This window comes from Methylobacterium planeticum (genome assembly GCF_008806345.1).
GTDB lineage: Bacteria > Pseudomonadota > Alphaproteobacteria > Rhizobiales > Beijerinckiaceae > Methylobacterium > Methylobacterium planeticum.
On record NZ_VZZJ01000052.1, the window covers coordinates 1 to 14,091 of the forward strand.

The 14,091-nt window shown below is 70.1% G+C and carries 6 protein-coding genes and 1 tRNA gene; 2 read left to right on the top strand and 5 right to left on the bottom strand.

Annotation, left to right across the window (positions count from 1 at the left end; genetic code table 11):
• Window positions 1–74 precede the first annotated feature (74 nt).
• Window positions 75–686: a PAS domain-containing protein gene (locus tag F6X51_RS26835; protein WP_150967015.1), complete on the bottom strand. Its 612-nt coding sequence runs from the start codon at window positions 684–686 to the stop codon at window positions 75–77.
• On the opposite strand from F6X51_RS26835, the gene F6X51_RS26840 reads away from it, so the two are divergent.
• Window positions 685–990, top strand: a complete 306-nt coding sequence (locus tag F6X51_RS26840) for a hypothetical protein (protein WP_150967017.1) — start codon at window positions 685–687, stop codon at window positions 988–990. The genes F6X51_RS26835 and F6X51_RS26840 overlap by 2 nt on opposite strands.
• Before the next feature lie 97 nt (window positions 991–1,087).
• Here F6X51_RS26840 and F6X51_RS26845 read toward each other — a convergent pair whose 3' ends face one another.
• The 4 genes from F6X51_RS26845 to F6X51_RS26860 all read right to left on the bottom strand — a co-directional run bounded on the left by F6X51_RS26845 (window position 1,088) and on the right by F6X51_RS26860 (window position 13,677).
• Window positions 1,088–2,455: an aminotransferase class I/II-fold pyridoxal phosphate-dependent enzyme gene (locus tag F6X51_RS26845; protein ID WP_150967019.1), complete on the bottom strand. Its 1,368-nt coding sequence runs from the start codon at window positions 2,453–2,455 to the stop codon at window positions 1,088–1,090.
• Entirely contained in the window at window positions 2,452–9,873 is a 7,422-nt protein-coding gene (locus F6X51_RS26850) for a type I polyketide synthase (protein WP_191970299.1), read from the bottom strand. The genes F6X51_RS26845 and F6X51_RS26850 overlap by 4 nt, the downstream gene beginning before the upstream one ends.
• Window positions 9,874–10,309: 436 nt before the next feature.
• Window positions 10,310–11,635, bottom strand: coding sequence for a UDP-glucose dehydrogenase family protein (locus F6X51_RS26855; RefSeq protein ID WP_150967023.1), 1,326 nt, complete (start codon window positions 11,633–11,635; stop codon window positions 10,310–10,312).
• 122 nt (window positions 11,636–11,757) lie between these two features.
• On the bottom strand, window positions 11,758–13,677 hold the full coding sequence (locus F6X51_RS26860; protein WP_150967025.1) for an HAD-IIIC family phosphatase: 1,920 nt from the start codon (window positions 13,675–13,677) through the stop codon (window positions 11,758–11,760).
• Between the two features lie 316 nt (window positions 13,678–13,993).
• Here F6X51_RS26860 and F6X51_RS26865 point away from each other — a divergent pair.
• Window positions 13,994–14,068, top strand: a tRNA-Val gene (locus F6X51_RS26865).
• Window positions 14,069–14,091 lie beyond the last annotated feature (23 nt).

Below are 14,091 nucleotides of genomic sequence, written 5' to 3' on the forward strand. Positions count from 1 at the left end.
CCGTCGCAGGACCCATCGGATCCGCAGCCTCCGTCTACGCCTACACCCGCTGAAGACCCAGAAGGGGCGGCGCGTCAGTTCATGGCGCGCCGCCTCTGCGCATTCTCGGCACGGGCCAGTTCACGCCCGATCTCCCACAGCGTCACGTCGATCAGCTTGCGCAGTCCCGGATTGTTCACCCGGTCGAGAGCGCGCCGGGCCGCGATGCAATGGTCCGCCGCCCGCTCCAGCGGGTTGGCGCCCGGATCCTCGGGGGTGGCGAAGTAGCCGTCCCCGTCGAGGCGGGTCTCCGTGACATCGATGAGAATGCCGTAGCCGCGGGCGGGTCGTCCCGTCGGGCCGAGTTCGATGCGGCCGCGGCTCAGCAGCCATCGGACGCCCTGGCCCGGGTGGCACACCCGGTACTCGCATAGGAAGGGTCCGCCGGCCTTGCTGCTGTGCCGGATGTGGTCGGAGAGCCAGGACGAATCATCCGGGTGCACACAGACGAGGCTGCGGTCGAGGTCGAGCGCCTGCCCGGCGAGGTCGCCGTCGCCCGCGAGGAGTTGCGCAGCCCCCTGGTCGAAGACGGCGCTGGAATTGGTGATGTCCCATTCCCAGACGCCGACGACGCCCGATGCGTCGAGGGCGGCACGCAGGCTCTCGCTGAGCGCTCCGTCAGGGTTAGTCGGCTCCGAGGACGCCATGATCCCTCCCGCCTGCAGCCGCGGCACCGGTTCAGCGCAGCAATCGATCCCCCGTCATAGCAGTCTCGTGCCGCAAAGTGAGCAAAATTTGCGGTCCGGCGCGGACAATCACGACAAATTTTGCTTGAAGGCTCCGCTTCGCGCCGATCTGCGGCTGACAGCGCCGGTCATGAGGCTGAAAGCCTCAATTCCCGATCAAGACGACCGCTCGATTTGCGTGGAACGCGCCGATCCATTTGCCGATGCTATGCCGTTGGCACAACTAAGGATCGCAATTATTGCCAGTAAGGCTGCTTTAAATTGAAACTGCGCGGCGCCATGCGGCGGCCGCGCAGTGTCGGTCTCGACGAACGGCGCGGCGCTGGTTGCCGGAACAGTCCCGACCACGCCGCCGGCGCGGATCAGCCGCGCTTGGCCAGGAGCTGCTCGATCAGCGATCCGCCCTTCTCGATCGCCGCGAGTTCCTCGGCGATCGCCGTGACGGTGCTGCGGATCTGCTCCGGCGTGTGCTCGGCGGTGATGAAGAAGCGCAGGCGCGAGGCCCGCTCCGGCACGGCCGGGTGGATGATCGGCTGCACGTTGATGCCGCGCCTGAACAGCCGGTCCGAAAGGGTCACGGATTTCAGCGAGTCGCCGACGATCACCGGGATCACCGCGAGGCCGAGGCTCGTGCCGGTGTCGAGGCCCTGCTCCTTCGCGCAGGCGAGGAACAGGTTGCCGTTCCGACGCAGGCGCTCGACCCGCTCGGGCTCCTCCTGCAACATCGCGAGCGCCGTCTCGGCCGCCGCCGCGAGGGGCGGCGACATGCCGACGCTGTAGACGAAGCCGCCCGCAGTGCACTTCAGGTACTCGACGAGGGCGCCGGGGCCGCAGATGTAGCCGCCACAGGTCGAGAGCGTCTTCGAGAGCGTCCCCATCCAGATGTCGACCGTGCGCGGATCGACGCCGCAATGCTCGAACAGGCCGGCGCCGGTGGCCCCGGTGACCCCGAGGCCGTGCGCCTCGTCGACCATCAGCCAAGCGTTGTAGCGCTCCTTGAGAGCGACGAAACCGGCGAGATCCGGCGCATCGCCATCCATGCTGTAGAGGCCCTCGATCACGATGAGCGCGCGGCGATGCTCGTGGCGCGTCGCCGCGAGCAGGCTCTCCAGGGCCTCGAGATCGTTATGGGCGAAGGAGCGCCGCTGCGCGCCGGAAAGCTGAGCCCCCGTCACGATGCTGTTGTGGCTGAGCGCGTCGTGGAAGATCACGTCGCCGGGCTCGAGCAGGGCGCCGATCGTCGTGGTGTTGGTGGCGTGTCCGCTCACCATCACCACGCAGGCCTCGGTGTTGTAGTGCTTGGCGAGCGCCTTCTCGAGGGAAAGATGGCCCGGCCGCTCGCCCGCGACGATGCGGCTCGCCGAGGCCGAGGTGCCGAAGGTCTCGATCGCCTCGCGGGCGGCGGCGTTGACCCGCGGATGCCCGTTCAGGCCGAGATAATCGTAGGACGAGAAGTTCGTGAAGGTCTGCCCGTCGATCCGCGTCGTGGCGCCGGCCTTGGCGTCGTGGACGCGGAAGAACGGGTTGGCGAGGCCGATCAGGTCGGCCGCCGAGCGCTGCAGCTTCAATTCCCGGTAGCCGGGCAGCGTCTCGAAATCCTGCGCCGCCGCGTCGCCGGTCTTGGGTTGCGGGCGAGCCGGGGCGGGCCGGGGCGCGCTGCGCCCGAGCCTGTTCGTCACGAAGCCCGCGAGCGCCGCGCGACCATCGTCCGGTCGTGCCGATTGGGTCATGGCAAAATCTCTTTGATCGCCAGGCTGTTCTGTTCGACGAGCGTCTGGAACGGCGCCAGGGTCTGCACGTCGACATCGGGCCCGACATGCTTCTGGGCAAGGCTCAGGGCGACGCCCGCGGCCTCGTCGACCGGCGCCGAGATGGACTGGATCAGCGTCTCGGACAGCTCGTTCACGGTGAGACCCGACGAGATGCCCGAGGGCGGCGCGTCGAGGGCGAAACGTTCCTGCAGACTGGCACCGAGCTCGACGCCCATGAGGGAGTCGAGGCCGATCTCCGACAACTGTCGCACGCGGCTGATGTCGTCCTTGGGGAGGCGCAGGATGCGGGCGATATCCTCCACGATGGCATCCGAGACGGTCTTGCGGACCGAATCGATGTCCTGCGTCTTGAGGAGCGCCCCGATATTGATCGCCGCGACAGAGCCGGATTCCATCTGCTGGTCCGAGCCGAGATCGGCGTAGCTCGGCGAGCGCATGGTGGCGAGGCGCTCGCGCGCCTTGCCCCAATGCATCGCCGCGATGGCGATCACGGCGTCGTCCGGGCTCTGGCCCTGGCCCTCCAGCGCCTCGGCCATCAGGTCGAGGCAGCGGCGGGCATCCATCGGCGTCACGCCGACGCGGCCGGCCAGCGTCTCCATCACGGCGCGGTTGCGCGCGAGCACGCCAACGTCGCCGATCGCGCCCCAGGCGACCGCGAGGGCGGGCAGGCCGAGCCGCCGCCGCTGGCGGGCCAGGCCCTCCATGAAGCCGTTGGCCGCCACGTAGGCGCCCTGGCCCGGATTGCCGATGAAGGTCGTGGCCGAGGAGAACAGCACGAAGTAGTCGAGCGAGCGGTTGCGGGTTGCCGCGTCGAGATGCTGGGCACCGATCACCTTCGGGCGGATCACCGCCTCCAGGGCCGCGCTCTCCAGATTGGCGATGAGGCCGTCCTGCAGCACCATGGCGCCGTGGACGATGCCGGCGAGCTTGGCGCCGCCGCGCTCGATCTCGGTGATGAGCGCGTCCACGGCGGGCCGGCTGGTGATGTCGCAGGCCTTGGCCTGGACCTGGACGCCGCGCCCCGTCAGCTCGGCGAGGAGCGCCTTCGCCTCGGCGCTCGTCGCGCCGTGCCGGCCGACGAGGACGATCTCCTTGGCGCCGCGGTCGGCGAGCCAGCGCGCCGCCTCGAGGCCGAAGCCTCCGAGGCCGCCCGTAACGAGGTGGATTCCGGTCCCGGAGATCGTGAAGGCGCGCTTGGGCTGGGCGGTGATGCGACCCGGCACCGGCGGCGCGATCACGATCTTCCCGATATGTCCGGATTGCTGCATCAGCCGGAAGGCGTCCGAGGTCTCGTCCGCCGTGAAGGGCTGGTAGGGAAGGGGCTTGAGGCCGCCATCCGTGAACAGCGCCATCACCTCACGGAACAGCCGCGCCCCGTCCTCGCCCTGGTGCTGGAGCACCTGATCGAGATCGACGCCGAAATACGAGAGGTTCCGGCGGAACGGGCGCAGGCCGATATGGGTGTTGGCGACGTAGTCGCGCTTGCCCAGCTCGATGAAGCGGCCGAACGGCTTGAGGACGTTGAGCGAGCGCTCCATGGCCTCGCCGAACAGGCTGTTCAGCACCACGTCGACGCCATCGCGGGTGATGCGCCGCACGTCGTCCACGAAGGCGAGCGAGCGGGAATCGAGCACGTGCTCGGCGCCGAGCGCCTTGACGAGCGCCCGCTTCTCCCGCGAGCCGGCCGTGGCGATGACCCGCGCGCCCTTCAGCTTGGCGATCTGCAGCGCCGCGAGGCCGACGCCGCCCGCGCCGCCATGGACCAGCACCCACTCGCCCCGCTTCAGGTTGGCGAGGGAGACGAGGCCGTAATAGGCGGTCAGGAAGGCGACCGGCACGGTCGCGGCCGCGAGGGGATCGAGCCCCGGGGGGCAGGGCGCCACGACGAGCTCGGGCACCACGATATGGGTGGAGAAGCCCGATTGCGCGAAGGCCACCACCGGGTCACCGACGCCGAAGGCCTTGACGCCCGCGCCGACCGCGACGACGCGACCGGCGCATTCGAGGCCGAGGCGCGGACCCGCGAAGCCGTCCTCGAGGATCTCCTCGGGCAGCATCGACAGAGCCCAGAGCACGTCGCGGAAGTTGAGGCCGGTGGCCTCGACCGCGATCTCGATCTCGCCGGCACCGGGCTTGCGGCGCTCGGCCGGGCCCCAGGCCATCTCGTTGAGGCCGCCGGTGTTGCTGCGCTCGAGGCGCGCGGCCTCGGCCGGCATCGCGTCGGCGCCCGGCCGGCGCGGGGCTTGGCCCGGCGCGAACCGGATCACCCGGGTGCTGTCGTCGTCGAGGATGATCTCCGTCTCCGGGGTGCCGGAGAGGATCAGGTCGCGCAGCCGCTCGGAGGCGCGCTTCGAGGACATGCTCGGCGCGAGGTCGATGCGGCGCACGTCGAGGTTCGAGACCTCGTTGGCCAGCGTCCGGGTGAAGGCCCAGACGCCCGCCTCGACGCTCGCCGTCGAGCCGCCGCGGTCGCGGGTGGCGCCGGGGGCCACGACCCAGAGGCGGGTCTGCCGGGTGCTGAGGTGCTCGACGCAGCGCTTGAGGCTGAGGCAGCGGTCGCGCAGGCGCTCCGCGGCCTCGCCGCCCCGGGCGAAGGCCCCGGCGAGGAACACCACGGTGTCGGGCGTCTCGCGTTCCAGCTCCAGAAGCGAGGTCTCGGAATCGAGGATGATCGAGACGTGCACGCCGCTCGCAACGAGCAGGGTCGCGAGCGAGGAGGCGGTCTCGGCCGCGAAGGCGTCGTCCGAACCGATCACGAAGGCGAAGCTCTGCGCCGCCGCCGGGCCCGGGCGCGGGGGCGCCTCGCCGAGGAAGATCAGGTCGTTGCCGTTGCCGGAGGTGGCGCGGTCCACCGCGACGCTGACGAGACCCGTGGCGCTGAGCGAGCGCTGCCAGCCCGTGATGTCGTCGAGGCGACCGATCGGCATGTCGCCGGCGGCGGTCTCGAACCAGGCGGGCGTGAGGCCGAAGACGAGGTCGCGGAACAGCGAGGCGGCGGGCTCGACCGCGATCAACAGGCCGCCGGTGGCGAGCGCGTCGGCCAGGCGGTTCGCGAGGTCGCGCTCGCCGCGATGCAGGACGCTGCTTGCCAGGATGATATCGAAGCCGGCGGCCGGAAGCTCGGGCGCCTCCTCGATGACGGCGACGCCGCGCGGGAGCGCGAGGCGGGCTCGCTCGGCCAGGCGTCGGTCGGTCTCGAACACCGTCAGGCGGGCCTCGATCGCGTCCGCGAAGGCCGCCGCCTGCGCCGAGAGCGGGCCGAAGCCCACCTGCAGGAGGCGCAGGGCGCGGTCCTTCGGCAGGCGCTCACGGCTCGCCTCGACGATGCGGGCGACGACGTCGGCCGAGGCGCGCGCGGTTGCGCTGCGCAGCGCGAAGGCATCGAGGGCATTCTGCGGCAGGGCCGGTTGATCGCTCAGCTCGCCCGCGAGCAGACGGTCCGCGAGGGCGCCGACATCGGCGATGAGCACCAGCTCGGCCGAGAGCTCCGGATGATCGGCCGCGATCCAGCGCATGATCTCGTCGGGCGCGGGCAGCGTGACGTCCTGGCGCAAAGTCCAGCGGCCGCGGTCGAGATCCGCGAGGCCGCTGCTCTCCAGGGCGTAGAGGGCGTTGACGAGCCAGGGCCGCATCTCCGCCGGCACGCGCGCGTCGACCTCGACGGCGCCGGAGCGCTGCAGGCCCGCGGCGAGGCGGTAGGCCAGGGAGGTCGCCCAACCCTCGAGCAGCAGGTGTCCGGGCGAGAGCGGCGCCTCGGCGGCGGCGCGTGCGGCCTTGGCCTGCGGCTGAATGATCGCCGCGATGCTCGGCCGGCGCTCCATCGGGATCGCCGTCGGCTCGGTGGCAAGCTCAGGCCGCTGCGTGATCGCGTAGGCGGCGAGCTCACCGCCGGACTTGGCGCGCAGGGCCTGGAAGCGGCCCTCACGGATCGTGGCGATGACCTCGCCCTCGGAATCGAGGACCGAAAAATCCGCCAGGATGCTGCGCTCGTTGCAGCGGCGCGTGCGGATCACCGCCCGGGCGATGGTCGCCCCAGGCCGGAGGAGCCGGACCTCACCGAACCGCACCGGGATGTAGGCCTTGGTGGCATTCTCGCCGAGGAGATCGGCGAAGAGCAGGATCAGGCCGTGGAAGCAGGCATCGAGGCGCGCCGGCACGAGGCCGTAGCGCCCGTCGGCCTCCGCGGGGAGAAGCTCGGAGACGATGGTGGTCTCGTCGACGCGGGCGCTGAGCGCAACCTGCCGGAAGCTCGGCCCGAAGCCGAGGCCGGCGGCCTCGGCCCGGGCGTAGAGCTCTGTGCCGCTGATCGCGTGTTCGGCCGGCACCTCGACGTCCTCGGCGATGGACGCCGCGAAGGTACCCTCGACGATCTTGGCCGAGGCGTGGAGCTGCCACGGGGCCTGCGTCAGGCGCGGACGGCTCAGGATCTGGATCTGGTTGCCGCTGCCCGAGAGCCGGACCGTCACCTCGCGCAGGGCCTCCTCGGCAAACACCATCGGCGCGTGGATCTCGAAATCAGCGAGCACGACGGCGTCGCTGCGCAGGGCCTCGCGGGCGGCGGCGAGCGCCATCTCGACGAAGCCGGCGCCGGGCATGATCGGCTGGCCCTCGATGCGATGGTCGTCGAGTTCCGGGACCGTGACGACATCGACGTAGCCGTGCCAGTCGAGGCCGTCATGGACGGTGCGCGAGCCGATCAGCGGATGGTAGGCGCGCGGCGTGGCGGCGCCGACCCCCTCGGTGGTCTCGGCCAGGCGGAAGCTGCGGCGCTGCCAGGGATAGGTCGGCAGGCGCACGTCGCCCTGTGGGTCGTCGCCGAAGACGCGGGCCTCGTCGACCGCCGCGCCCTGGACGAGCGCCGCCGCCAGGGCCTTGCGGATCGGATCGCCCCCCGCGGCCTTGCGGTGCATCACGCCGATCGCGGCGGTCTCGATGCCGAGCGGTTCGATCGCGTCGCCCACATGCGACATCAGGGTGGCGCGCGGCCCGACCTCGATGAAGACGCGGGCGCCGCGGCGGGTCGCCTCCTGCACGGCCTCGCAGAAGCGGACGGGCTCGCGGATGTTGCGCCACCAGTAGCCTGCCCCAAACTCGGTGCCGGCGAGCAGGCTTCCGGTCACGGTCGAGACCATGGCGGTGGTCCCCGCCGAGGGCTTCAGGTCGGCGAGATCGCGCAGCAGCGGCTTCTCGGTCGGATCCATGATCCGGCCGTGGAACGGATAGGCGAGGTCGAGCTTGCGGCCGCGGCGGCGCTTGCGCGAGGCGGCCTTGAGAGCGGCATCGATCGTCGCCTCGGGCCCGGCGATCGTGATCGCCTTCGGACTGTTGTAAGCGGCGATGTCGAGGGTCGGGTAATCCTTGAGGAAGGCCTCGCTCTCCTCCACCGGCGCCAGCATTACCGCCATGGTGCCGAGACCGCGGGTCGTCTCCTGGTGGTGGCTCCGGTAGAAGATGACGCGGACGGCCTGCGCGAGAGTGAGGATGCCGGCGGCTTCCGCCGCGGCGATCTCGCCGACGCTGTGCCCGAGGACGAAGGACGGGTTCAGGCCCTGCGCCCGCAGGGCCGTGGTCGAGGCGCTCTGGATCGCGAAGATCAGGGGCTGCGAGACGCTCGTCAGGACGAGGCGCTTCTCGAGATCGTCGGCGAACAGGACGTCCTTGAGAGACCACTTCGAGTAGGGCTCGAACAGGGTGTCGATCCGGTCGAAGGCCGTGCGGAAGACCGCGTTCTCCACATAGGCTTCCTGGCCCATGCCGGCCCATTGGCTGCCATTGCCCGAGTAGACGAAGGCGACGTCGGCGGCACGGTCGACGGCGGTACCGATCTGGGCGGCGTCGCTGTCCTCGGACTCGCCGACGGCGCGCAGGGCCCCGACCAGGTCGGTCTTGGCATCGAGGGGCACCGCGACACGCGCGGGCAGGCGCTCGCGCCGGTGGGCCGCGCCCGCGGCGATGCGCGCGGCCTCGTCGGGCCCGGCCGCCTCGAAGCGCTCGGCGTAGTCGAGGGCAAGGTCGTTGAGGGCGGCGCGGCTCTGCGCCGACAGGAGCAGGATCTCGGGCGCCTTCGCGGGGGGGCCGCTGGCGACGGCGGGCTCGCCATCGGTCAGCACCACGTGCGCGTTGGTGCCGCCGAAGCCGAAGGAATTGACGCCGGCGAAGCGCTCGCGGGCGCCGCGCTCCAGCGTCAGCGGGCCCTGCAGCACATGGAGATTGAGTTCGTCGAAGCGGATCTCGGGATTCAGCTCGGCCGAATGCAGCGACGCCGGAGCGATGTCGTTCTCGAGGGCGAGACTGGCCTTGAGCAGCCCGGCGAGACCCGAGACCGGCTCGGTATGGCCGATATTCGTCTTGATCGAACCGATCGGCAGGGGCGCCCGGCGCGGCCGGCCGAGCTTGCCGCCGATGGCGCTCGCCTCGATCGGGTCGCCGACCGGCGTGCCGGTGCCGTGGGCCTCGACGAACACGACGGAATCGAGGTCGATCTCCGCCTCGCGATAGACTTTCTCGAGGAGTGCGCCTTGAGCGTAGCCCGAGGGCAGGGAGATGCCCGTCGTGCGGCCGTCCGAGTTGACGCCGCTCGCGGCGATCACGGAGCGGACGGTGCGGCCCTGCCGCCGGGCGGCCTCGGCCGATTGCAGTACGAGGACGACACCGCCCTCGGAGCGCACGTAGCCGTCCGCGCTCGACGAGAAGGCCTGGCACAGGCCCGTGCGGGACAGCATCTGCGCGTTCGAGAAGCAGATGAAGTTGAAGGGACTCGCGAGCAGATTCACGCCGGCGACGACCGCCGTGTCGACCCGGCCCGACTGGATTGCCGCCACCGCCGCGTCGAGGGCGACGAGGGAGGAGGAGCAGGCGGTGTCGACGGTGAAGCTCGGGCCCTTCAGGTCGAAGATGTAGGAGATGCGGTTCGAGAGGATCGAGAGCGTGTTGCCGGTGGCCGCGTAGGCATCCCCCGACGAGGCATCGAGGATGCGCAGGTTGCCGTAATCGAGGGAGGAGGCACCCACGAACACGCCGATATTCGTGCCCGCGACCGCGGAGGGACGCAGGCCCGCATCCTCCAGCGCTTCCCAGGTCAACTCGAGCAGCAATCGCTGCTGCGGATCCATCTGCTCGGCCTCGCGCGGCGAGATGCCGAACACGCCGGGATCGAAGGACCAGATGTCGTCGAGGACGCCCGCGGCCCAGGTGTAGCTCTTGCCCCGTTCCTGCGCACGCGGGTGTCCGAAGCGGTCAAGCGACCAGCGGCTGTCCGGGATCCGGCTGACGGCGCACCGCGCCTCGGTCAGGAGTTGCCAGAGTCCGTCGACGCTGGGGGCGCCCGGGAGCCGGCACGAACGACCGACGATCGCGATGTCTGTACGTTGTGTCACGTTCGATTCGCACACGCTCGTTAACGGGGGGAGGTTCGGTTGCCGACGAGAGAGCAATCCCGTCCACCCTTAGTATGGCACCACTGTGGTGTCCAACCTGCCACCGGGGGTTGCTGGCCTAAAACATGGCGTTTGCGGCAGCCTGTGACACGTATTCATCAACCCTAGCGCCAGAACGTGGGCACACTAGGGCCGTCTAGGATGCACCGTATCCGCAAAATCCACAGATCAGCACCCTACAAATGCCACATTTCTGGCTACGCCACGCGGCTGGATTTGGCTGGGATGCGCGCACCGGGCTTCTGAACTTGGGTTAGTCGTCAGCGCAACACGCCGGTGCTGCGTCATTTGGAGACCGGCGCGGCCGACGTCCCCGCTATAGCCAAGCTGCAACACCTTCCCGCGAACTTCGCGGAGGCCGGCCGATCGCGCCGGATCAGGCATCCGCGGCCGGTTCCGAGGGCCGGCCGACGCTGGTGTAGCGAAATCCGCGCCGCGCGAGGTCCTCGGCCCGGTAGACGTTGCGCAGGTCCACAACCACCGGTGCCAGCATGGCGGCCCGCAGCCGCGCGAAGTCCAGCGCCCGGAACGCGTCCCACTCCGTCACCAGGACCAGCGCGTCCGCCCCGTCCGCGCAATCGTAGGGGTCGGTGGCGTAGTGGATGTCGGGCAGGAGCGGTCGCGCCTGCTCCATCCCCTCCGGATCGTAGGCGCGCACCCGGGCGCCCGCATCCTGAAGCCCCGCGATGATCGACAGCGATGGCGCGTCGCGCATGTCGTCGGTGTTGGGCTTGAAGGTCAGCCCCAGCACCGCGATCGTCCGGCCCCGCACCGCCCCGCCGCAGGCCGCGATCACCTTGCGGGCCATGGCGCGCTTGCGGCTGTCGTTGACCGCCACCACCGTCTCGACGAGCCGCACCGGCGTGCCCGCGTCCTGCGCCGTCTTGACCAGCGCCAGGGTGTCCTTCGGGAAGCACGAGCCGCCGTAGCCCGGCCCCGCATGCAGGAACTTCGAGCCGATGCGGTTGTCCAGCCCGATGCCGCGGGCGACCTCCTGCACATTCGCGCCCACCTGCTCGCACAGGTCCGCGATCTCGTTGATGAAGGTGATCTTGGTGGCGAGAAAAGCGTTCGCCGCGTACTTTGTCAGCTCGGCCGTGCGCCGGCCGGTGACCAGGATCGGGGCTTGGTTGAGGTAGAGCGGCCGGTAGATCTCGCTCATCACCTGGGCGGCGCGCGGGTCGTCGGCCCCGATGACGATGCGGTCGGGCCGCTTGAAGTCGGCGATCGCCGCGCCCTCGCGCAGGAACTCCGGGTTCGAGACGACGGCGACCTCGGCCGCGGGCGCGGCCTCGCGGATGATGCGCTCGACCTCGTCGCCAGTGCCGACCGGGACGGTGGATTTGGTGACCACCACGGTGTAGCCGGACAGCGCGGCGGCGATCTCACGGGCGGCGGCGTAGACGTAGGAGAGGTCGGCGAAGCCGTCTCCGCGGCGGGACGGCGTGCCGACGGCGATGAAGACCGCGTCGGCGGCGGCGACCGCCTCGCGCATCTCGGTGGTGAAGGTCAGCCGCCCCTGGCGGGCGTTGTCGGCCACGAGGGCGGCGAGGCCGGGCTCGAAGATCGGGATGCGGCCGGCCTGGAGCGCGGCAATCTTGTCAGGGTCCTTGTCGATGCAGACGACCTCGTGCCCGAAATCGGCAAAGCAGGTGCCCGAGACGAGGCCGACATAGCCCGATCCAACCATCGCGATGCGCACTGACGAAACTCCTCGTGGTCCCGATCGGATGTCCGGCGCGGCGCCATCCGGCGCTGCTCGCTGCGATGCACCAGTATCGAGGTTTCACGCCTGAGGAAACCGCCGCGGAGATCCAGCGGGCATCAGCGCCAGCGGATGAGGCGCCGGAAGGCGTTCATGCGCCGGGGCGCCGCTGTTGCTCCGGGCTGGACGGGCTGAGCCCGACGCGCCTCGCGGATCACCGGCACGCCCGGTGCGTGCGGCTCGATCGCCAGGTGCCCGGCGGTGCCGAGCGGCTCCGACCACGGCATGCTGAAGCGCGCCCCGGTCTCGTCCGCCGGCGCGAAGCCCGCGCTCGCGTAGACGTCGCGGCAGACGAGGTTGACGTCCGTGGCCTTCACGAAAGCGGTGAAGCTCCGCTGTCCGCCGCGCATTGCCTCGCTGTTGAGAACGTGGCGCACGGCGCTGGTCTCGATCTCGATGCCGAGGACGCGGCAGCTCATCACGAACTGCACGAAGGTCGCATCCCGGACCAGCAAGACGCCGACGAGGCCGTACTCGGTGTGCTTGTCCACCACGTGGAAGGCGTAGAACGCGCCGCCCTCGGCAAAGAAGTCCTCGATCTCGCCCGGGCTCCAGCGTTGACCCGTCGTGTTGAACTGGTTCGTCTTGTTGAGGAGCTCGAAGCAGCGGTGGAACGCCGGGTCCGCTGTGGCCGCAACGCGCTGGAAGCGCACGCGGCATTCGAGGCCTTCCAGGAAGTCCTCGCGGGAGAGGCTCGCCCGCTCGGCCTCGCGCTCCTGCTGCTTCCCGAGCATCCGCGCGCGGTTCAGGCTCTCGCCGGTGACCCGGGCGACCTGGGTCTCCGGAGCCGCGAGCAGCACGCGCCGCGTCTGGAAGGGATTCGAGCCGATCACCCGGATCTCCGGATGGGCCGCCTTGACCGCCGCGCGCTCGACGGGATTGTCGTCGACGAAGACGGCGTTGCGGGCGGTGAGGCTCAGGCGCTTGAGGATCTTGCCGATATTCTCCGCCTTCGGCTCCCAGTTGATCTCCGCCGACACGAAATCGTCGAGGGAGAGCCAGTTGAGCGGCGCGGCGCGGTCCCAGCGCGCGCGCACGACGCTCTCGCTGTTCTTCGAGCAGATGGCCACGAGGATGCCCCGCGCGCGGAGGTGGTGCACGGCCTCGCTCAGGCCGATGGGCCAGCCGTCGATGTAGGGCGGCGGCGCGTCGTCCCCGTAATGCTCGGCGATCTGCCCGCGCCAGAGGGTATCGTCGAGATCGAAGATGACGAGCTTGACCATGTCGGTCTGTCGGATCGTGCGCAGCGCGTGCTCGATCGCCGACCAGATGCTGCGGAAGAACGCGTCGCGGTGGGACGGCGAGATCTCCGTGATGTCGGGAACATGCTCGATCCGCTCGCGCTCGAAATTCGCCCAATCTTGGCACCAGACGGCGCCGTGGCCGAAGGAGTAGAAGGGGTCGTTGAGCAGGTAGCGCTTGCCGATCGACGACGCGATGCCCTCGATGTCGATCACGTAGACGTTCCTGTACGCGCGGACGACCCGGTCGAGGTGGCGGTTGAGCTCCCGCACCATGTAGGCCACATCCCGCGGCGTGCCCCGGTTCTCGAGGCCGGCGAAGGCCGGGAGCTGGGGCACCATGAAGTTGGTGACGAAGGTGAGGAGGTTGCGCTCCTTGTTATAGGCCAGCGCGCAATCGAGCATCAGCTCAAGGTGCCGCACGGCGGAGCGCAGGAACGCGTCGGCGGCGGTGCCCCGCTGCAGGGCGTCGAAGCGAACGCTTCCGTCGGTGAGGATGTGGCGCGCCGGCAGCTGCACGATCTGGAAATCGTAACTTCCGGCAGGGCTCGGGGGCGCCTTCGGCAGCTTCGACACGTTGTTGAACAGCATGTGGTCGACATGCAGGCCGCGGCGATGCGCTCCGAGGAACTGCACGAGGTCGGCCGAGAGACAGGAGCCGATCAGCAGGCACCGGTCGATCGGCGTCTCCGATACGGTGAGATCGGTGGGGAACAGAAACGCTTCGGCTGGGAGCACTGGGTTCTCCGTGAACGGCTGCGCGCATCGGGCAAGCCTCGCGGGGAGCCCCCGGCGGCCCACGCGTCGCCCGAGCGGCCCGCGTTCCCGGCAAGCCGGCCGAGCCTGTCGTCCCGTCGGCCGAGACGCGGGGTCTTACCCCATCGCGGCTTCGCCCGACAGTGAGGCGCGTGGCGGCGTCCGAAGCCCGGCCCCCGCGGCGGGAGGGGGCCGGCGGCGGGCGATGAAAACTGCCGAAGGGAGCCAATCACAGGCTTGCGCACCCCTACGGCAGAAGCTATAGCCGCCACCTCGCCGGAGCGGAACCGTTCCGGACGGGCGCGTAGCTCAGCGGGAGAGCACTACCTTGACATGGTAGGGGTCACAGGTTCGATCCCTGTCGCGCCCACCACTTAACCCTCTGATGTCACTGGG